The organism is Streptomyces sp. NBC_00554 (assembly GCF_041431135.1).
GTDB lineage: Bacteria > Actinomycetota > Actinomycetes > Streptomycetales > Streptomycetaceae > Streptomyces.
In genome coordinates this window covers 3,400,278-3,419,577 of the sequence record NZ_CP107799.1, presented here as the reverse complement: position 1 = coordinate 3,419,577, position 19,300 = coordinate 3,400,278, and the positions used below count along the sequence as shown (strand labels likewise).

The 19,300-nt window shown below is 69.5% G+C and carries 17 protein-coding genes and 2 tRNA genes; 13 read left to right on the top strand and 6 right to left on the bottom strand.

Annotated elements, in window-relative coordinates; translation table 11 throughout:
- Window positions 1-21: 21 nt before the first annotated feature.
- Window positions 22-246, top strand: coding sequence for a hypothetical protein (locus OG266_RS14680; RefSeq protein ID WP_266454599.1), 225 nt, complete (start codon window positions 22-24; stop codon window positions 244-246).
- 11 nt (window positions 247-257) lie between these two features.
- On the opposite strand, the gene OG266_RS14675 is transcribed toward OG266_RS14680, so the two are convergent.
- Both OG266_RS14675 and OG266_RS14670 read right to left on the bottom strand, forming a co-directional pair.
- The gene (locus OG266_RS14675) at window positions 258-1,622 is read right to left on the bottom strand and encodes an AarF/ABC1/UbiB kinase family protein (RefSeq protein WP_329545633.1); all 1,365 of its coding nucleotides are present in this window, start codon (window positions 1,620-1,622) and stop codon (window positions 258-260) included.
- On the bottom strand, window positions 1,615-2,796 hold the full coding sequence (locus OG266_RS14670) for a TOMM precursor leader peptide-binding protein (RefSeq protein WP_371546043.1): 1,182 nt from the start codon (window positions 2,794-2,796) through the stop codon (window positions 1,615-1,617). Before OG266_RS14670 ends, OG266_RS14675 begins: the two co-directional genes overlap by 8 nt.
- A 218-nt stretch (window positions 2,797-3,014) precedes the next feature.
- Between OG266_RS14670 and OG266_RS14665 the strand changes: the two genes are divergently transcribed.
- The 4 genes from OG266_RS14665 to OG266_RS14650 all read left to right on the top strand — a co-directional run bounded on the left by OG266_RS14665 (window position 3,015) and on the right by OG266_RS14650 (window position 6,927).
- Complete coding sequence (locus tag OG266_RS14665; protein ID WP_329545631.1) at window positions 3,015-3,611, top strand: M48 family metallopeptidase; 597 nt, start codon at window positions 3,015-3,017, stop codon at window positions 3,609-3,611.
- Between the two features lie 145 nt (window positions 3,612-3,756).
- Window positions 3,757-5,463 (top strand): TerD family protein, encoded by a 1,707-nt coding sequence (locus tag OG266_RS14660; RefSeq protein ID WP_371546042.1) that lies wholly within the window; start codon window positions 3,757-3,759, stop codon window positions 5,461-5,463.
- An 11-nt stretch (window positions 5,464-5,474) separates the two neighbouring features.
- A complete protein-coding gene (locus OG266_RS14655) occupies window positions 5,475-6,155 on the top strand; it encodes an AIM24 family protein (protein ID WP_266454585.1) in 681 nt (226 codons plus the stop codon).
- Window positions 6,156-6,171: 16 nt separating this feature from the next.
- Window positions 6,172-6,927: an AIM24 family protein gene (locus tag OG266_RS14650; RefSeq protein ID WP_266454582.1), complete on the top strand. Its 756-nt coding sequence runs from the start codon at window positions 6,172-6,174 to the stop codon at window positions 6,925-6,927.
- Window positions 6,928-6,984: 57 nt separating this feature from the next.
- On the opposite strand, the gene OG266_RS14645 is transcribed toward OG266_RS14650, so the two are convergent.
- Window positions 6,985-7,506, bottom strand: coding sequence for an NUDIX hydrolase (locus OG266_RS14645; RefSeq protein WP_266454580.1), 522 nt, complete (start codon window positions 7,504-7,506; stop codon window positions 6,985-6,987).
- Complete coding sequence (locus OG266_RS14640) at window positions 7,503-8,960, bottom strand: zinc-dependent metalloprotease (RefSeq protein ID WP_266454577.1); 1,458 nt, start codon at window positions 8,958-8,960, stop codon at window positions 7,503-7,505. Before OG266_RS14640 ends, OG266_RS14645 begins: the two co-directional genes overlap by 4 nt.
- 192 nt (window positions 8,961-9,152) lie before the next feature.
- On the opposite strand from OG266_RS14640, the gene OG266_RS14635 reads away from it, so the two are divergent.
- From OG266_RS14635 to OG266_RS14620, 4 genes are all read left to right on the top strand, one after another.
- Entirely contained in the window at window positions 9,153-10,265 is a 1,113-nt protein-coding gene (locus OG266_RS14635) for an SDR family oxidoreductase (protein WP_266454574.1), read from the top strand.
- A gap of 425 nt (window positions 10,266-10,690) precedes the next feature.
- A complete protein-coding gene (locus tag OG266_RS14630; RefSeq protein ID WP_371552793.1) occupies window positions 10,691-11,152 on the top strand; it encodes a molybdenum cofactor biosynthesis protein MoaE in 462 nt (153 codons plus the stop codon).
- Window positions 11,153-11,289: 137 nt separating this feature from the next.
- The gene (locus OG266_RS14625) at window positions 11,290-11,529 is read left to right on the top strand and encodes a hypothetical protein (protein WP_326726353.1); all 240 of its coding nucleotides are present in this window, start codon (window positions 11,290-11,292) and stop codon (window positions 11,527-11,529) included.
- Between the two features lie 86 nt (window positions 11,530-11,615).
- The gene (locus OG266_RS14620) at window positions 11,616-12,710 is read left to right on the top strand and encodes a PDZ domain-containing protein (protein ID WP_371546038.1); all 1,095 of its coding nucleotides are present in this window, start codon (window positions 11,616-11,618) and stop codon (window positions 12,708-12,710) included.
- 20 nt (window positions 12,711-12,730) lie between these two features.
- Here the strand turns inward: OG266_RS14620 and OG266_RS14615 are convergent, their stop codons facing one another.
- Window positions 12,731-13,273, bottom strand: coding sequence for a PPA1309 family protein (locus OG266_RS14615; RefSeq protein ID WP_371546037.1), 543 nt, complete (start codon window positions 13,271-13,273; stop codon window positions 12,731-12,733).
- A gap of 164 nt (window positions 13,274-13,437) precedes the next feature.
- On the opposite strand from OG266_RS14615, the gene OG266_RS14610 reads away from it, so the two are divergent.
- The 4 genes from OG266_RS14610 to OG266_RS14595 all read left to right on the top strand — a co-directional run bounded on the left by OG266_RS14610 (window position 13,438) and on the right by OG266_RS14595 (window position 18,766).
- Window positions 13,438-16,371, top strand: coding sequence for a UPF0182 family protein (locus OG266_RS14610; protein ID WP_371552791.1), 2,934 nt, complete (start codon window positions 13,438-13,440; stop codon window positions 16,369-16,371).
- 43 nt (window positions 16,372-16,414) lie between these two features.
- Window positions 16,415-16,488, top strand: a tRNA-Met gene (locus OG266_RS14605).
- Window positions 16,489-16,717: 229 nt separating this feature from the next.
- On the top strand, window positions 16,718-18,532 hold the full coding sequence (locus OG266_RS14600) for a sel1 repeat family protein (protein WP_266454567.1): 1,815 nt from the start codon (window positions 16,718-16,720) through the stop codon (window positions 18,530-18,532).
- Between the two features lie 160 nt (window positions 18,533-18,692).
- Window positions 18,693-18,766, top strand: a tRNA-Met gene (locus OG266_RS14595).
- 92 nt (window positions 18,767-18,858) lie between these two features.
- Here the strand turns inward: OG266_RS14595 and OG266_RS14590 are convergent.
- Entirely contained in the window at window positions 18,859-19,275 is a 417-nt protein-coding gene (locus tag OG266_RS14590; RefSeq protein WP_266454565.1) for a Fur family transcriptional regulator, read from the bottom strand.
- Window positions 19,276-19,300: the final 25 nt, after the last annotated feature.

Here is a 19,300-nt window from a genome sequence, read left to right as displayed (position 1 = left end):
TCACGGCGATATCGTCGCCGGGTGACGAGTCTTCCCGGGGACAGTGACAGCACCGGCTCAGCGCAGCGGCCCGACGCGGCAGAGGCCCAGCACATCGTGTGCGCCCGATGCGGCACCTCGGCGGACGGCCCCCAGCCGACTTGGACCTGTTCCATGGAGAACGGCACCCGCCACTACTTCTGTGACAGCTGCGCTCGCACACATCTGAGGGCGATCGAGGGGCGGCTGGACTCCGCGTGGTGGTGAACCGCCTCTCGTCAGGCCTCGGCGGCCGTCCCCGTCCCGTCCGCCAGCTCATCCTCCGGTAGGAATCCGGGCAGCCACTCCTCCAGCTCGTCGCGCAGGCGGACCGTCGCGCCCAGCTGGCACAGCACACCGATGGTGCTCAGGGTCACGCGGTGTATCAGGAGATACGACGGGGGCAGGTTGAGCCGCTTGCCCAACTGGTAGGCGGGGGAGCGGGGGTCGCCCACCCGGGCGGCCTGGCTGCGCATCCAGCCTCGGGTGAAGGTGAACTCGTCCACCTGGGCCGGTTCGATGATGGGCAGGAGGTAGTCCAGGACCGCGTCGGGTTCGAGTTCTATGGACTCCTTGACGAAGCCCTCCTCGCAGAGCAGTTCGTAGACCGCCTCGGCCTCGCCGTCGAGGGTCATGCGGAGGGACTCGCCGATCGTCGACGGCAGGCCGCCCGGGAGGCGGTCCACCGTGCCGAAGTCCAGGACGCCCAGACGCCAGCCGTTCTTCTCGTCCGGCAGGAGACGGAAGTTGCCCGGGTGCGGATCGGCGTGCAGCAGTCCGGTGCGGGCCGGGCCCGAGAAGAGGAAACGGGCCAGCAGTTGGCCGGCTCGGTCCCGCTGCTCCTGGGTGCCTTCGGCGATCACCTCCGACATGGGTATGCCGTCGATCCATTCGGTGACCAGAACCTGGTCGCACTGGTGGACCACCGCCGGCACGAGGACATCCGGGTCGCCCGCGAACTCCTCCGCATGAACGGTCTGGGCCTGCGCCTCAAGTCCGTAGTCGAGCTCCTCGGACACCCGGTCGCGCAGTTCCGCGATGAGCGGCTTGATGTCCATCCCCGGGATCAGCGGGCCGAGAAGCCTGGCGAACCGGCTGAGCTGGGTCAGATCGGAGAGCAGCGCCTCGCCCGCTCCGGGGTACTGCACCTTCACCGCGACCTCTCGGCCGTCGTGCCACACCGCGTGGTGCACCTGGCCGATCGAGGCCGCCGCGGACGGCTTGTCCTCGAACTCGAGGAACAGCTCGGACCACTCCGCGCCGAGCCGCTCCTCCAGCACGGAGTGCACGGTGCGGGTCGGCATCGGAGGCGCCGCCTCCTGGAGCTTCGTCAGCGCCGCGCGATACGGTCCCGCGACCTCTTCGGGCAGCGCCGACTCGAAGACGGACATTGCCTGCCCGAACTTCATCGCCCCGCCCTTGAGCTCACCGAGCACCTTGAACAGCTGCTCCGCCGTGCGCTGCTGCAGCTCGCGGCCCACGATCTCCGCCGACTTCCCGCCGATCCGTTTGCCGAGCCCCCACGTGGCGCGCCCGGCGAAGCCGAGTGGCAGCGCGGCGAGTTTGGCCGTACGGGTGACTGCCTTCCGGGGAAGATCAGACATGCGCCCTCCAAGTACCGGACAGCCGAGCCGCGTACGGCTGTTGCCCCGCCATTGTCTCGTGCGACTCCCCGTCCTCCGAGGCGCGCTCCCCCTTCTTACCTTTCTCCGCTGCGCCGCAGGGGCATGCGGGATGCGACCAGACCGGTCTCGAGTGCCAGTCGAAGCCCGGTACGGACGCCTCCCAGCGTGCTCCGGCGCTTGACGGCAACGCTCCGTCGAGGAAGGCCAGCGCGTGACCCGCGGCCATTCCGGCGACGCCGGCCGCCAGCGCGAGGTCGCACGCCGGGACCTGGCGCTGCTGACCGGAGCGCCACTGCGCGAGCAGGCGTGGCCAGGTCGGATCCCGGTCGACGCGCCCCTGGTCCAGACAGCCCGCGCAGCCCGTGTCGCCCGGCAGGACCAGAGGGCCCACGACACCCGTCCCCTCCACGACACCCGCGTACAGATGCGGTGTCCCCGAGGTGATCAGCGGCTCGGTCGCCACCGGGTCGGGCGCGTGGACGGCGAGGCCGTCCCGCGGGGTGAGGATCACCAGTGACAGTCCGAGTTCCTCGCCGTCCGGGGTCGTCCGCGGGGGACGGTCCGGTGCCGCTCGGCGCACGGCGCGCCGGGCGGCTTCCTCCCGGCGCTCGCCGATGGACTCGGCGGGCAGGCCGCCCGGTGCGACGTCCCATGGCTCGACGCAGCCGCTGTCGCGGACATCGACCTCGCCGACGCCCGCGCCGGCGAGCAGCGAGGCCAGGGCCACTCCGACCCGGCCGGCGCCTCGCACCTGTACGCGCAGTGAGCGGCGGGCGGCCAGGCGTTTCATACCTTCGCCCGGTTCGGGAGCGACGAGGGAGAGGGACGCGAGGTCGGGGCGCAGCCGGTCGAGGACCGCCTTTTTCTTACGCAAGGCATCCGCAGCCGGGCCGCCTCCCGTCGTGTCGTCCAGCAGACCGGACCGGGCCAGCCGCTCCAGCAGTCCGTCGACATGGCCGTCGGGGAACCCCATCCTGCGTCCCTCGTCGCGCAGGAGCGGCAGCCCGCGTGTCCCGTTGAGGAGATCGAGGAAGGCGCCCGTCGCCGTGTCCACCGGGCCAAGGATTATCGCGTGCGCGGGTGCCATTCCGAACTGGACGGTGTTGAGATCTCGCCAGCCACGCCGAAGCGCGGGCTTCACGATCGGATGCATGACCTACCCCCGTAGTCCGTGGAACGTCCCCGTGTGTCGGCGGGTGTGGGTCCCGCTTCGTCGACCGAATGCCAGCATGCCCTTCGCGGCCCGGGGGTGCCGAAAGTTATCCACAGGCGGCGGTATACGTCGTACAAATCAAGCGCACAGGGTGCGGATCGGCATCGAACCGTCCCGGGGACGGGACTTCCCCCATGTGCAGCGGGTAACGTCGGGGCGTGCCCGCCGACCCACTGCACCGCGCCGGAAACCCACAGCGCAGTACGACGAGCCCGCCGCCGAGCGGCTCGGGGGCGAGCGCGATCGAGGTCCGCAGGAGCGCGCGACGGCGCAGAACGGTTTCCGCGTACCGCGAGGGCGATCGCACCGTTGTGCTCATCCCCGCCCGGATGTCCGAGGCGGAGGAACAGCGCTGGGTGACCGTCATGCTCGACAAACTGGCCGCCCAGGAGAAGAAACGGGTGCCCGGCGACGCCGAGCTGACCGAGCGCGCCGCACGACTGTCGGGTCAGTACTTCGACGGCCGGGCCCGGCCCACCTCGGTCCGCTGGGTCACCAACCAGAACACGCGCTGGGGCTCGTGCACCCCGTCCGAGGGCAGTATCCGGCTGTCGCACCGGCTGCAGGGCATGCCCGAGTACGTCGTCGACTACGTCCTCGTCCATGAACTCGCGCACCTGCTCGTGCCAGGTCACGGGCCCCGCTTCTGGCGGCTCCTGGAGGCGTATCCGCGTACGGAGCGTGCGCGCGGCTACCTCGAAGGTGTGGTGGCCGCCGACCGGCTGCCCCATCCGCCCGCCGAACGCGACGAGTAGGTGCGGTCCGCCCGCACCGCAGGCGGTCCGCCTGTACGGAAGGGGCGGTTGTGTACCGGGTCTGTACCGGCTTCCTCCACTGTCGGCGTTTGCCGTTAGCCTGACGCGACGTACTTGCATTCGGGATGGGGGACGGTCGTTACGCATGGCCAGGGAATTCCAACGCGGCCACAAGGCCAAGATCAGTGACCTCACCGCGGGCACCGATCTGTACGTAGGTGTGCAGATCGCCGGCCCCGGACTGACCTTCGACATCAGTTGCTTCGGCCTGGACGCCGACGAACGGCTCTCGGACGACCAGTACTTCGTCTTCTTCAACCAGCCGAAGTCCCCTGAGGAGTCCATTCAGCTCCTCGGTGCCCAGGCGGGTGACACGGAGTCCTTCCGTGTCACGCTCGACCGGATCCCGGCGCAGATCCAGAAACTGTCGTTCACGGCGACGCTCGACGGCGCCGGGCAGATGTCCCAGATCGCCCCCGGATATCTCCGCATCGTCGCGGGCGGCGAAGAGGTGGCCCGGTACTCGTTCAGCGGCGCGGAGTTCTCCACGGAGCGTGCCGTGATGCTGGGCGACTTCTACTTGAAGGACGTCTGGCGGTTCGCCGCCGTGGGACAGGGCTTCGACGGCGGGCTCGACGCGCTGCTGAAGAACTTCGGCGGCCAGGTCGCCGAGGAGGAGCCCGCCGCGCAGCAGCCGCAGGCCGCCGCCGCGCCGTCCTTCGCACCGCCGGCCCAGGCCACCGCGCCCCCTGCGTTCGGCGCGCCGTCCGCACCCGCGCCCGCCCCGGCGCCCGCGGCACAGGGCTTCGCGCCGCCGGCGCGAACCACACCGCCTCCCGCCCCGGCGCCCGCGCCCTCGGTGCACGCCGCGCCGACCATCGTCGCGCCCCTGCACACTCCGCCTGGCGGAAGCGTGCCGCCCCCGGGCCCCGCACCGTACGCCCAGCCTCCGGGGCAGCCCGGTCCGCCGCCGGGCTACGGCCAGCAGCCTCCCGGCCAGACGGCTCCCCTGCCGCCCGGTTACGGCCAGCAGGCCCCGCCGGCGCCTCCGGGTTACGGCCAGCAGGCCCCCACCGCACCCCCCGGCTACGGTCAGCAGCCGCCGTACGGCCAGGTCCCGGGCCAGATTCCGGGCCAGCCGGGCGCACCCTCCCCGTACGGCGTTCCCCAGGGAGCCCCGCAGGGTGCTGCCGGTGTGTCGGCCGCGTTGCAGGCCTTCAAGGAGACGCCCACCGGTCAGCGCTGGACCCAGCAGAACAAGAAGATGGTCCGCGTCGATCTCGGCGCGGGCGGTGATCAGGCCGTCCTGGCGCGTCAGGGCAGCATGGTGCTCTACCAGGGCAAGGTCGACTTCAGCTACAAGGGCGCCGGCTTCGCCGGGCGGATCGTGGGCAACGCGACCGGCCAGGAGATGCAGCTGATGCGCTGTTCGGGTCGCGGCCAGGTGTTCCTCGCCGAGAACGGCGCCCATGTGCACCCCATCGAACTCCAGGGCGACGGGATCTGTGTGTCCGCCGAGAGCGTCCTCGCCTTCGACGAGACGCTGCAGTACGAGGTCCGCAGGATCGAGGGGCACGGCATCCCCGGGGGCGCGCTCTTCACGATGCAGTTCCAGGGGACCGGCACGATCGTCGTGAAGACGCACGGCGCGCCCGTCGTGCTGCCCGTCACGCCCACGACGTTCGCCGACTGCAACGCGGTCGTCGCCTGGTCCGCGGCCTCCCAGGTGATCGTCTCCAGCCAGGTGCGGATGCGCCGGAACGCCTACCCCGGCGACACCGGCGAGAGCGTGAACCTCCAGTTCCGCGGCGCGCCCGGCAATTTCATCGTCGTCCAGCCGTACGAGGTCTGAGGGAGCCCGTCATGAACCAGCCACTCTCGGGCTTCGCCCCGGCACCTGTCACTGCGCGTATGGAGAACCACGGCAACCACATGCTGAAGGTCGCCATGCAGACCGGAAACGACCTCCTCGCGCGCGTGGGGTCGATGGTCGCCTACGAAGGGTTCGTCCAGTACGAGCCCAACCCGCCCGCCGTACGCCAGATCGCCCGCGACTGGGCCACCGGTGAGGGCGCGCCTCTGATGAAGGCCTCCGGCGACGGCCTGCTCTACCTCGCCGACTACGGGGCGAACGTCGTCGTCATCAACCTCAACGGGGACGCGATCTCCGTCAACGCGACCAACCTGCTCGCCTTCGACGCCCATCTGACGTGGGGCGTCGAGCGGGTCAAGGGGCTCGCCAAGTTCGCCGGACAGGGCCTGTGGAACACCAAGATCTCCGGGCAGGGCTGGGTCGCGCTGACCTCCCGTGGCAAGCCGATCGTCGTGGACTGCGGCGGCGGTGAGGACGAGACGTACGTCGACCCGGACGCGCTCGTCGCCTGGTCCCCGAACCTCAAGGTGAAGGGCAAGCGCAGCTTCAAGGCGCAGTCGCTGATCGGACGCGGCAGCGGCGAGGCGTTCCAGATGGCGTTCTCGGGGACGGGCATCGTCGTCGTCCAGCCCAGCGAGGACAGCACCGACCGTCTCCGAGTCCGGGGCTGAGGGGGAGCAGGACATCATGCAGAGCCCGCTTTTCGGCTACAACGAACAGCAGACCCAGGATCGCTACAGCCTGCAGAACTCGCAGATGCTGCGCGTGGTCCTGGAGGGTCACGACGACATCCTCGCGCGCAAGGGCACCATGGTCGCGTACCAGGGGCTCGTCGAGTTCGACGCCGAGTACCAGAACAGCGGCCAGCAGCGGTCGCGTGCGTACACCGGCGAGGGTCTCGACCTGATGCGCTGCCACGGGCAGGGGACGGTCTACCTGGCGAACCTCGCCCAGCACGTGCACGTGGTCGACGTGGACCAGGACGGTCTCACCGTCGACAGCAGCTACGTGCTGGCGATGGACTCCTCGCTGCACCACGAGGTCATCGCCGTGGACAGCCAGTACGGCATCTCCGGCTCCGGCAAGTACCAGCTCAACATCACGGGGCGCGGCAAGGTCGCGCTGATGACCTCCGGGATGCCGCTGCTGATGCAGGTCACGCCGGACAAGTACGTCAACTGCGACGCCGACGCGATCGTGGCCTGGTCCACGAGCCTGCGTGTGCAGATGCAGGCCCAGACCCACTCCTCCGGAGTGTTTCGGCGCCGTGGCAACACGGGCGAAGGCTGGGAACTCAGCTTCCTGGGACAGGGCTACGCACTCGTCCAGCCGAGTGAACTGTTGCCGCCGCAGAACGCCGTGATCGGCCAGGGGGTGCGTGCCCAGTACGGCATGGGGCAGCAGGGCGTGCACGCGCAGAACCAGGGCAACGCCTGGAGCTGAGCGCCAGGGAAGTGAACGTGTAAGGGGCGACCGCCGTTGCGGTCGCCCCTTACACGTTCACAGCCGTGCGCGGGTCGCTTCCAGGAGTCGCAGGACCGACTCGTCGGCCACGCCCGCGACCTCGTCGTACGCGAACCAGCGCAGGTCGAGCGACTCGTCGCTGATCTCCTGCACGGCTCCCGGTGCCGCCACGACCGCGTACTGGACGTCGAAGTGGCAGTGGCACGGCGGCGGGATCGGATGCCGGTCAAGGCGCACCGGACCGCCCGGCAGCAGACTGAGACCCGTGATGCCCGACTCCTCCGTCGCCTCACGCAGAGCCGCGACCTCCAGCGTGGCGTCCGCCGGCTCGCAGTGACCACCCATCTGGAGCCACATGCGCAGCTTCTTGTGGAGGGTCAGCAGTACGCGGCCCTGCTCGGGATCGATCACGAGGGCGCTCGCCGTGATGTGCCCGGCCGTGCAGGCCTTCCACATGCCGTCCGGATGTGCGGCCAGATGGTCCAGGTACGCCTGGCGCAGCTCTTCCTGGTCCTCGTAGCTCTTGAGTACGAGGACCGCGTCGTCGTACAGGCTCACTCGGAGTCGTCGCCCTTTTCGTCGCCCTTTTCGTCGTTCTTCTTCAGATTCGGCTTGTCGCCGGAACCGGAACCGGAATCGGAGCCGCTCGCCGCCTCGCCGAGCATCTTGTCGATCTCCGAGAAGTCCAGCTGCTCGCGGTGCACGAAGCCGTCCGGGTCGTCCAGGTCGGACGCCGTCGGGAGCATGTCCGGGTGGGCCCACAGGCCGTCCCGGCCGTCGACCCCGCGCGCGTCGGTGAGCGAGGCCCACAGGCGCGAGGCGTCCCTCAGGCGGCGCGGGCGCAACTCCAGGCCGATCAGCGTGGCGAAGGTCTGCTCGGCGGGGCCGCCCGAGGCGCGACGGCGGCGCAGCGTCTCACGCAGCGCGTCGGCGGACGTGAGGCGCGGCTTGGCGGCCGCGTGCACGACCGCGTCCACCCAGCCCTCGACGAGCGCGAGAGCCGTCTCCAGACGGGCCAGCGCGGCCTTCTGCTCCGGAGTGTCCTCCGGCTGGAACATGCCCTGCTGGAGTGCGTTCTGGAGCTCCTCCGGGTTCTGCGGGTCGAACTGGCCGACCACGTCCTCCAGCTTGGCCGTGTCGACCTTGATCCCGCGCGCGTAGCCCTCGACCGCGCCGAACAGGTGCGAGCGCAGCCACGGCACGTGCGCGAAGAGGCGCTGGTGGGCGGCCTCGCGCAGGGCGAGATAGAGCCGCACCTCCTCCTGGGGGACGCTCAGGTCCTTGCCGAACGACTCGATGTTCAGCGGCAGCAGCGCGGCCTTGCCGGCCGGGCCGAGCGGCAGGCCGATGTCGCTGGAACCGACGACCTCGCCCGCGAGCACGCCCACGGCCTGGCCGATCTGCGTGCCGAACATGGCGCCGCCCATGGAGCGCATCATGCCGATGAGCGGGCCCGCCATGGCCTGCATCTCCTCAGGCAGGACATCGCCCATGGCCGCGCCGACACGCTCGGCGACCGGGTCGACGAGCTCTTTCCACACGGGCAGGGTCGCCTCGACCCACTCCGCGCGGCTCCAGGCCACGGCGGAGCCCGCGCCGGACGGCAGGGAGGTCGCGTCGTCCAGCCACAGGTCGGCCAGACGGACGGCCTCCTCGACCGCGGTGCGCTCGGCGGGGCCGATGCTCGCGTCCTTGATGCCGTCAGAGGTGCCCTGGGAGACCGTCTGGCGGGCGATCTGCTTGGCCATGTCCCAATTCACCGGCCCGCCCTCGTACGAGAGCATCTGGCCCAGCTGCTGGAACGCGGCGCCCAGGTCGTTGGGGTTCATGGAACCGAACATTGCTGCGAGCGGATTGTCGGCGCCGGGGCCGCCGGCTCCGGGGAATCCCCCGAAACCGAACGGGTTGGCCGGTCCCTGACCACCGCCGCTCTCCTGGTCCTTCTTCTTGCCCTCGTCGCCGTTCTCCGGCTCCTCCGGCGGAAGGCCGAATCCGAATGGGGTGTCACTCACGGGATTCCTCGGCTGGTAAGGCCGCCGGTTCTTCCCGACGGCGGCTTGCCCGACAACACCACCCAGCGTAGACACCCCAGCCCGATCGGGCCTCGGTGCTTCGCCGACTCTTGGCCTGCGGCAGGATGGATGCCACCTGGTACGCACGCGTCACGCGCGTCCGTTACTGAAGACAACCGCTGGAGACGCCCGGTGAGTTCCCCAGATCCGCAGGTTCGCGCAGCGCGAAACCACTCAACCAGCCCGCCCGCGCGCGGGCCCGTCGTCGCGGTCACCGGCGCCGCGTCCGGCGTGGGCGCGCTGCTCACCGAGCGGCTCGCCGCCAGCGAGGAGATCAAGCAGGTCATCGCCATCGACGAGCGGCGCGGCGAGTGCGCCGCCGCCCAGTGGCACATCCTCGACGTCCGCGACCCGGTGATCGCCGAGAAACTGCGCGGCGCGGACGTCGTCGTACACCTCGCGCTCGACCTCGATCTCGAGTCGGACGCGGCGGCGCGGACGGCGTACAACGTCCGGGGGACGCAGACCGTGCTCACGGCTGCCGCCGCGGCCGGGGTGCACCGGGTCGTGCTGTGTACCTCCGCGATGGTCTACGGAGCACTGCCGGACAACGAACTGCCCCTCTCCGAAGACGCCGAATTGCGGGCGACGGCCGAGGCCACGGGCGTGGGTGACCTGCTGGAGATCGAGCGGCTCGCCCGGCGGGCGCCGCGCGCGCATCCGGGACTCAATGTCACCGTCGTACGGCCCGCTGTGCTGGTCGGCGGCACCGATACGGCTCTGACCAGGTACTTCGAGTCGCCGCGGCTGCTTGTGGTGGCGGGGTCGCGGCCCGCGTGGCAGTTCTGTCACGTCGAGGACCTGTGCAGCGCTCTGGAGTACGCCGTCGTGGAGAAGGTCGAGGGCGAGCTGGCCGTCGGGTGCGACGGGTGGCTGGAGCAGGAGGAGGTCGAGGAGCTGAGCGGGATCCGGCGGATGGAGCTGCCGTCCGCGGTCGCTCTTGGGGCGGCTGCTCGGCTGCACCGGATCGGGCTCACTCCTTCGCCTGCCGGCGATCTGGCGTACACGATGTATCCCTGGGTCGTGAGCGGGAGCCGGCTGCATGACGCCGGGTGGCGGCCCCAGTGGACCAACGAGGAGGTCCTCGCGGAGCTGCTGGAGGAGGTCGCGGGGCGGCACACCGTGGTCGGGCGGCGGCTTGGGCGCAAGGATGCGACTGCGGCGGGGGCCGCGGGGGCGACGGTTGCGCTGTTGGGGGCGGCTGCGGTGGTGCGGCGGGCGCGGAAGGCTCGGCGGCGGATTTGAGTGGCGGGGCGGGGCTTTGTGGGTTCGCGGCGCCCGCGCGCCTGACGTCCCGTGTGTGTGACCGGCACCCGGCGCCCGTGCTGGCGTAGAGGCGTGTTTTCGCCCCCTCCGCCCCTACCCGTCCCGTATCTGGGGGCTCCGCCCCCAGACCCCCGGTCGCCCGAAGGGCTCGTCCTCAAACGCCGGACGGGCTGAAATCACCGCCCCCACGGGTGGGTGGGGGGTCGGGACGGTATGGGCTCGTCCTCACGCGCCGGACGGGCTGAAGCCCCAGCTCGGACGGGTGGGTGGGGGATCGGGACGGTATGGGCTCGTCCTCACGCGCCGGACGGGCTGGAATGTCGGAGGCTCCTCCAAAGGGGTATGCCCTGTGCCGGGTGAAAACGGTATTCCGTGGTGTCGGTGGGGTGCGGCACGATGGGGTTATGGCACCTACCTTTGACCATCCCGGTGAGCAGGGCGCGCAGGATCCTATTCGGCTGATCGCGGTTCGTGAGGAGCCGTTGTCTCTCGATGAGGTCTTTCGGGCCGTGGGGGACGACGCCGCCGGGGGGACGGCGCTGTTCGTGGGGACGGTGCGGAATCATGACGGGGGTGCCGACGTCGATGAGCTGGGGTATTCGTGTCACCCCAGTGCCGAGGCGGAGATGCGGCGGGTCGCCGAGAAGGTGGTCGCCGAGTACCCGGTGCGTGCGCTGGCCGCTGTTCACCGGATCGGGGATCTGAGTGTCGGGGATCTCGCTGTCGTCGTCGCCGTGTCGTGCCCGCATCGGGGTGAGGCGTTCGAGGCGTGCCGAAAGCTCATCGACGACCTGAAGCACGAAGTGCCGATCTGGAAGCATCAGAAGTTCTCGGACGGTACGGAGGAGTGGGTGGGGGCCTGCTGAGGGCCGACCCGATCGTCCGCCTGGCCCCCTTCCGCCCTCCGGTTGCGTAACCGCCCCCCTGGCGTGAGCGTTGACACTGCTGATGGTTAATCTGCTGATCAGTCAGTTGCGGTCGCTCATGGGGTTGGGAGGTCGGCATGGCGGCGCTCGCCTGGTTGCTGATTCCGCTTTTGGCTGCGATCGGTGCCGGACTGTGGGGTAGTTGGGCCAGCCGGAACCGCAAGACCGCGGGAGACGGCATCGAGCTCGACGGCTACGCGCGTTTCCGCGCGGCCATGGAAAGGCCCGAGGCCGTGGACCGGTACGAGGATGTGCAGAGGCCTGGAGTCGCGAAGCGTTCCGTGGCCCTGGAGAAGTCCGCTTCCGACGCCGTCTGACGCCCAGAGGCTCACAGGCCGAGGACAGGGCCCCGTACGGACGGCCCCGACGGTGCGTTGACAGCACCGTCCCGTAATGTCGTGGCATGCCACGCCGCACCGCGACGATGCTCGCCTCCACCCTGATCCTGATCGCGCTCCTCTGCGCGGGAGTGTTCATCAAAGTGCCGTACTCGGAGATGTCGCCGGGCCCGACCGTGAACACGCTGGGCGATCACGACGGCGAGCCGGTGCTGCAGATCACCGGGCACAAGACCTACCCGGCCACCGGGAATCTCAATATGACGACCGTCCGGGTCACCAGCGCCGACTACAACATGAACCTCGTGGAAGCGGTCTACGGCTGGCTGGCGCACGACAACAAGGTGGTCCCGCACGACACGCTCTACCCCGACGGAAAGACGGAGGAGCAGTCGACGCAGGAGAACGCCGAGGAGTTCAGCCAGTCCCAGGAGAGCGCCAAGGTCGCGGCCCTCAAGGAGCTGAAGATCCCGGTGCAGTCCTGGGTGATCGTCTCCACGGTCGTCAAGGACTCCCCGGCCGAGGGCGAGCTGCACGCCGGAGACGTGATCAAGGCCGTCGACGGTACGGCGGTGAAGGCACCCGGCGACGTCGCGGACCTGGTCACCAAGCACAAGCCGGGCGAGAAGGTCGTCTTCACCATCGTGCCCGCCAAGGCCCAGGCCGCCGCCGAGAAGGAGAACAAGACGGCGACCGAGACCGAGGACATCACGATCACCACCAAGAAGTCCGACGACGACGGTGAGGAGCGTGCCATCGTCGGCATCTCCGCCGGGACCGACCACACCTTCCCGTTCACCATCGACATCAAGCTCGCCGACGTCGGCGGACCGAGCGCGGGACTGATGTTCGCGCTCGGCATCGTGGACAAGCTCACCCCGGGCAACCTCACCGGCGGCAAGTTCGTGGCCGGCACCGGCACCATCGACGACGCCGGCAAGGTCGGCCCGATCGGCGGCATCGAGATGAAGACCGTCGGCGCGCGGGAGAAGGGCGCCCAGTACTTCCTGACGCCCGCGGACAACTGCGCGGCCGCCGCGAAGGACACCCCCGAGGGGCTCAAGCTCGTCAAGGTCAACACCATGGACGACGCGATGAGCGCCCTCAAGGACATCAGCTCCGGCAAGACTTCCGACCTGCCGAAGTGCAGCACCAAATAGTCACCGGCTGATCCGGAGTACTAGTCCGCGAACGTCGCCGACAGCGCCTCCGCCAGTCCCGGCACCAGGCCCGAACCCGTGAGCACTTCCGTCGGAGCGTCCTTCTCGCGCAGGCGCAGCGCGGAGTCGCGGGTGCCGTCGCGGAGCACGCCGACCGTCATGCGTACCTCCTGACGGTCCGGGTGCTCGGCGACCCACTTCGTGAGCTTCTTCTGGCTGAGGCCCTCCGGGACGGAGGCCTCGGCGGACGGCGGCAGCATCAGCCGCTCCACGGTGAGCGCGCAGCCGACCACGGCGTCCGGCCAGGCGATGGTGCCGAGGAACTCGTCCAGCGGCTTGTCGGCAGGGACCTCGTCCTGCTCGATGGGGGTGAGACCGGTGGTCTCCGGCTCGTCCTGCAGGCCGAGCTGGGCCGCGAGGCCGGGTTCCTGGGTCCGCAGCCGTGCGGTGTCTACGAGGGCGAAGAGGCGAGCGGGCTGGTCCCAGCCGAGGCCGGAGGCGTACTCGTCGATCTCGAGTACGGCCCGGGTGAGCGGGCTCGCTGCCATGGGAGTGTTGGACATGGTCACAATCCTGCCTCGTTAGTACCCGGAAACGGGAACCGAGTAAAGCGTGAGTAAGTTGCATAGATGAGGCCCCACGATCACGGAGCCTGACGAATGGTCCACGATGACGGGGACCTGACGGACCAACAGCGAACTTCGAGGTGCGCACCTTGGCTTTCCAGATGCCGGACCGCGGCGGAGGCCCGACGGGGCCACGGATCAGAGTGGGCCGACCGTCCCGGCGTGTCCGGACCCTGCTCATGACACTGGGCGTGCTGGCCGCACTGGCCATGGCCTTCGTCATGTTCGCGGGGTTCTGGACGGACTGGCTCTGGTACCGATCGGTTCATTACTCGTCCGTGTTCACGACCACGCTGTGGACCAAGATCGGACTCTTCTTCGTCTTCGGTCTCCTCATGGCGGCCTCGGTCGGTGTGAACATCTGGCTGGCGCACCGGCTGCGCCCGCCGCTGAGTGCCATGTCGATGGAGCAGCAGAGCCTCGACCGGTACCGGATGGGGATCGCGCCGTACAAGAGGTGGCTGCTGTTCGGCATCACGTCCCTGGTGGGGCTGATCGCCGGCGCGTCCGCCTCGGGCCAGTGGCGCACCTGGCTGATGTGGGTGAACGGGGTTCCCTTCAACCAGAAGGACCCCCAGTTCGGCCTCGACATCTCCTTCTACACCTTCGACCTGCCCTGGTACCGCTTCCTGCTCGGCTTCGGCTTCGCCGCCATCGTGCTCTCGCTGATCGCCGCCGCGCTCACGCACTACCTCTACGGGGGGCTGCGCGTCACCAGCCCGGGGGCGCGTGCCACGGCCGCCGCCACGGGGCATCTCTCGGTGCTGCTGGGCCTCTTCGTCGCGCTGAAGGCGGTCGCCTACTGGCTCGACCGGTACGGACTCGCTGTGAAGTCCAGTGACTTCAAGGCGACCGACAACTGGACGGGTCTCAGGTACGTCGACGCCCACGCGTATCTGCCGGCCAAGACGATCCTGTTCTGCATCGCCGTCATCTGCGCGGTGCTGTTCTTCGCCACCCTGTGGCGGCGCACCTGGCAGCTGCCCGTCATCGGCTTCGGTCTGATGGTGCTCTCCGCGATCCTCATCGGCGGCCTGTACCCGGCGATCGTTCAGAAGTTCCAGGTCCAGCCGAACGAGCAGGCCAAGGAAGCGCCGTACGTCGCGAAGAACCTCAAGGCGACCCGGGAGGCCTACGGGATCCAGGACACCGAGGTCACGGACTACGCGGGCACGAGCGCGACCAAGGACACGACCAAACTGCGCGAGGACGCCGACACCACGGCGAGCATCCGCCTGCTGGACCCGAACATCGTCTCGCCGGCGTTCCAGCAGTTGCAGCAGATGAAGAACTACTACGCGTTCCCGACCAACCTGGACGTCGACCGGTACACCGCGGACGGCACGGACCAGGACACGGTCATCGGCCTGCGCGAGCTGAACCTCGCCGGCATTCCGAAGAACAACTGGATCAACGACCACTTCCGTTACACGCACGGATACGGAGTGGTCGCCGCCAAGGGGACCACGGCGACCTCCGGCGGCCAGCCGCTCTTCACCGAGTCCGACCTGCCTTCCAAGGGCGACCTCGGCACGTACGAGCAGCGGGTCTACTACGGCGAGAAGACCACGCAGTACTCGATCGTCGGCGGTCCCCAGAAGGAGATCGACTACTCGGACGACGACGGCGAGAAGACCACCAGCTACACGGGCAAGAGCGGGGTCAACCTCTCGAACCCGATAAACCGGGCCGCGTACGCGGTGGCCTTCAGCGAGCCGCAGATCCTCTACTCGGGCGCGATCGGTGAGGGTTCGCGGATCCTCTACAACCGCACGCCCAAGGACCGAGTCGAGGCGGTGGCCCCCTGGCTGACCATCGACGGCGACGCCTACCCGGCCGTGGTCGACGGGAAGATCCAGTGGATCGTCGACGCGTACACGACCACCAACGGCTATCCGTACGCCTCCCGCACCACGCTGGGCGACACGACGGCCGACTCGCTGACCGCGACCAACAACCAGCGTGCGGTGGTGGCCCAGCAGAACCAGGTCAACTACATCCGCAACTCGGTGAAGGCGACCGTCGACGCGTACACCGGCGAGGTCAAGCTCTATCAGTGGGACACCGAGGACCCGGTCCTGAAGACCTGGATGAAGGCGTTCCCGAACACGGTCGAGCCCAAGACCGACATCTCGACCGACCTGATGGCCCATCTCCGCTACCCGCAGGACCTGTTCAAGGTCCAGCGCGAGCTGCTGACCCGCTATCACGTGAAGGACGCGAACACCTTCCTCAGCGGCAGCGAGGTGTGGCAGGTGCCGGACGACCCGACCAACAAGTCGGGCGACGCGGTGCCGCCGTACTACCTGAGCATGGAGATGCCCGGAGAGACGGCGCAGGCGTTCTCGCTGACGACGACGCTCACGCCGAACGGCCGGGACAACCTGAGCGCCTTCATGTCGGTCAACGCCGAGGCGGGCACCCCTGACTACGGCAAGATCAGAATTCTGAAACTGCCGACGAGTGAACCCGTCGACGGGCCCAAACAGGTCCAGAGCCAGTTCAACTCCCAACCGACCATCGCCGAGTCCATCAGACTTCTGCAGGGCGGCGACTCGGAAGTCGAGTACGGCAACCTGCTGACTGTGCCACTCGACGGAGGACTGCTCTATGTGGAGCCGGTCTACGTACGCGGTGGTGGACTCAAGTTCCCGCTGCTGCGCAAGGTGTTGGTGAGCTACGGAGGCAAGACCGCCTTCGAGAACACGCTCGACGCGGCGCTCAACAAGGTCCTGGGGACAGAGGGTTCGACCACCGAGCCACCACCCGAGGACACCACCGAGCCACCACCGACGTCGACCAATCCGACGGTCCAGGAAGCGCTCAACGACGCCCAGAAGGCCTTCGACGAAGGCCAGGAAGCCCTCAAGAAGGGCGACTGGGAGGCGTACGGCACGGCGCAGAAGGATCTTGAGGAAGCGCTGCAGCGGGCCGAGGACGCCCAGGCCAAGGCCAACAAGACCAGTGGTGGCAGCGGCAGCAGCGCCAGCCCGAGCACGAGTCCGAGCACCAGCGCGAGCCCGAGCAGCGGCTAGGTCAGGGCCCACCCCGCGCCGTGGTACGGTTGCAACACAACAGCGCGGGGTGGAGCAGCTCGGTAGCTCGCTGGGCTCATAACCCAGAGGTCGCAGGTTCAAATCCTGTCCCCGCTACTGAAAGTCGAAGGCCCGGATCCTGATCAAGGATCCGGGCCTTCGACGTGTGCGACAACGCGCGAGGCTTCGGCGGTGACCTGGCGACTCCTGTGAAGTGCTGCTCCAAACGGGGGGAGTTGGGAAATCTGTGTTTGACTTGTCTCTCTGTGGGCATGTCGACAAAACGCTGAAGTGACCTCACTGGCTGCGGTATACCAGGTGTACCCAGGTTGCAGGTGGTGCGACGATGGACGTTATGGGGGACAAGGCAACTCTGTTGGATACAGGGCGTTTTGCGCAGCCTCCCGACCGGGACGAAACCGGCGAGGCTGTGGAGGAAGCGCGCCAGCGGCTCGCGGCGGAAGCCGGCGACGTCGAGGCGATGAGCGTCCTCGGAGCGATGCTGCTGCGCCGCGGTGATCTCGACGGAGCCGAGCCGCAGCTGCGTGCTGCCACCGCAGCCGGTGATCGCGCCGCAGCCAACAATCTGGGTGTCCTCCTGCATCAGCGCGGGTACGCCGAGGACGCCGCCGGATGGTGGCGGATCGCCGCCGTCGCGGGCTCCGCGGCTGCCGCACACGCGCTCGGCCGGTACCACCGCGAGCGCGGCGACGAGCCCGCCGCCGAGTACTGGCTGCGTCAGTCCGCCGAGCAGGGGCACGCCCTGGGCGCGTACGCGCTCGCGGACCTGCTTGAGCACCGCGCCGACGTCGGCGCCGAACAGTGGATGCGGGCCGCCGCCGAGCGCGGGCACCGCGAGGCCGCGTACCGGCTTGCGCGGGCCCTCGACCGCAAGGTCGTGGACTCGGGCGAGGCCAGGGCCGACAACGGTGTCATCGGCGCCGGCGGTGAAGAGGCCGAGCAGTGGTACCGGCAGGCCGCCGCGCGCGGGCACCGGCGTGCCGCCCTGCATCTCGGGGCGATCCTGGAGAAGCGCGGGCAGCTCAAGGAGGCGGGGCGCTGGTATCTGACGTCCGCCAAGGACGGCGAGGCTCGGGCCGCGTGTGCGCTCGGGTTCCTGCTGCGGGACGCCGGCGACACCGACAGCGCCGCCGTGTGGTGGCTGAGGGCCGCCCAGGACGGCGACGGGAACGCGGCCAACGCCCTGGGCGCGCTGCACGCCGAGCGCGGCGAGACGCAGACCGCCGAGCGTTGGTACCGGGCCGCGATGGACGCCGGTGATGTGAACGGGGCGTACAACCTCGGGCTGCTCTGCGCCGAGCAGGGGCGAACCGCGCAGGCCGAGCAGTGGTACCGGCGTGCCGCATACGCCGGTCATCGCGAGGCGGCGAACGCGCTCGCCATCCTGCTGCTGCAGGTCGGCGACGCGGCCGGGGCCCAGCCGTGGTTCTCCAAGGCCGCGGAGGCCGGCAGCGTGGACGCCGCGTTCAATCTCGGGATCCTGCACGCCGGGCGGGGCACCGAGGACGACGACGCGGCGGCGCTGCGGTGGTACGAGCGTGCCGCGGCCGCCGGGCACACCGAGGCGGCGCTTCAGGTGGCCATCGCGCGGTTGCGGGACGGGGACGAGCGGGATGCCGAGCGGCATCTGCGGTCCGCGGCGGGGGGCGGCAGCGCCGAGGCGGCGTACCGGCTCGCCGCCGTACTCGACGCGCGTCGGCCGCCGGCGCCCGCCCACGAGCTGGGGGAGCCCACGCAGGAGAAGAGCGAGTGCGAGGAGTGGTACGAGCGGGCGGCGTCCCAGGGGCACCGGAGGGCGCAGGTGCGGGTCGGGATGCTGGCCGCCGCGCGGGGCGATGTGGTGGAGGCGGCTCGGTGGTACCGCGAGGCGGCGGAGGCCGGGTCGCGGAACGGGGCGTTCAATCTCGGGCTGCTGCTCGCCCGGGAGGGGAGTGAGCCGGAGGCTGCCGTGTGGTGGGCTCGGGCGGCTGACGCTGGGCATGGGCGGGCGGCGCTTCGGCTCGCGCTTGTGTATGCGCGTGGGGGGGAGCTTGCGGAGGGGCAGCGGTGGGCCGACCGGGCCGTTTCTCTTGGGCCCGCTGAGGTTTCCGAGCGGGCGGCTCGGTTGCGGGATGCGTTGCGGGAGGAACTGTCGGCGTGAGGGGGATTTTCTTCGCCCCCTCCGCCCCTTCCCGTCCCGTTTCTGGGGGCTGCGCCCTCAGGCCCCCTCCTGTCGCGCTTCGCGCTCGTCCTCAAACGCCGGACGGGCTGAAAGGGATTTGCGCTGGTCCGCAAGGGTGACGTACTGTTCAGTTCAACGGCGCGGGGTGGAGCAGCTCGGTAGCTCGCTGGGCTCATAACCCAGAGGTCGCAGGTTCAAATCCTGTCCCCGCTACTGAAGACCGAAGGCCCGGAACCAATGGTTCCGGGCCTTCGGTGTGTTTGCCTTCGGGTGAGGCGCGTTGCTCACGAGGGGACGCGAGGCGGTCAGGCCGTCGCGCAGTTCGGGCAGACGCCTCTGTAGGTGACCTCGACGTCCGAGACCGTGAAGCCGAAGCGCTCCGAGTCGGGGAGGTCGGTGAGCGGGTTGCCGCCCGGGTGGACGTCGCGGATCGTGCCGCACTGGGCGCAGACCAGGTGGTGGTGCGGACGGTGCGCGTTCGGGTCGTACCGCTTGGCGCGCTTGTCGGTCGCGACTTCCAGTACCTCGCCGAGTGAGACCAGCTCGCCCAAGGTGTTGTAGACGGTTGCCCGGGAGATCTCGGGCAGTTTGACGACTGCGCGTGCGTGCACCTCGTCGGCCGTCAGATGGACGTGGTCGCCGTCGAGGACCTCGGCCACTACGCGCCGCTGCGCGGTCATCCGCCATCCGCGTCCGCGCAGTCGTTCCAGCAGGTCGCTCATACGAACCAGCCTAACAGTAAGAGGA

What these genes read in the sequence shown, in the direction of transcription:
- OG266_RS14650 (WP_266454582.1), top strand. Translation starts at nt 6,172, where the DNA reads ATGCAGAGCCCGCTTTTCGGCTACAACGAACAGCAGACCCAGGATCGC.
- OG266_RS14590 (WP_266454565.1), bottom strand. Translation starts at nt 19,275, where the DNA reads ATGAGCGACCTGCTGGAACGACTGCGCGGACGCGGATGGCGGATGACC.
- OG266_RS14675 (WP_329545633.1), bottom strand. Translation starts at nt 1,622, where the DNA reads ATGTCTGATCTTCCCCGGAAGGCAGTCACCCGTACGGCCAAACTCGCC.
- OG266_RS14615 (WP_371546037.1), bottom strand. Translation starts at nt 13,273, where the DNA reads ATGTCCAACACTCCCATGGCAGCGAGCCCGCTCACCCGGGCCGTACTC.
- OG266_RS14620 (WP_371546038.1), top strand. Translation starts at nt 11,616, where the DNA reads ATGCCACGCCGCACCGCGACGATGCTCGCCTCCACCCTGATCCTGATC.
- OG266_RS14625 (WP_326726353.1), top strand. Translation starts at nt 11,290, where the DNA reads ATGGCGGCGCTCGCCTGGTTGCTGATTCCGCTTTTGGCTGCGATCGGT.
- OG266_RS14610 (WP_371552791.1), top strand. Translation starts at nt 13,438, where the DNA reads ATGCCGGACCGCGGCGGAGGCCCGACGGGGCCACGGATCAGAGTGGGC.
- OG266_RS14660 (WP_371546042.1), top strand. Translation starts at nt 3,757, where the DNA reads ATGGCCAGGGAATTCCAACGCGGCCACAAGGCCAAGATCAGTGACCTC.
- OG266_RS14670 (WP_371546043.1), bottom strand. Translation starts at nt 2,796, where the DNA reads ATGCATCCGATCGTGAAGCCCGCGCTTCGGCGTGGCTGGCGAGATCTC.
- OG266_RS14600 (WP_266454567.1), top strand. Translation starts at nt 16,718, where the DNA reads ATGGACGTTATGGGGGACAAGGCAACTCTGTTGGATACAGGGCGTTTT.
- OG266_RS14630 (WP_371552793.1), top strand. Translation starts at nt 10,691, where the DNA reads ATGGCACCTACCTTTGACCATCCCGGTGAGCAGGGCGCGCAGGATCCT.
- OG266_RS14655 (WP_266454585.1), top strand. Translation starts at nt 5,475, where the DNA reads ATGAACCAGCCACTCTCGGGCTTCGCCCCGGCACCTGTCACTGCGCGT.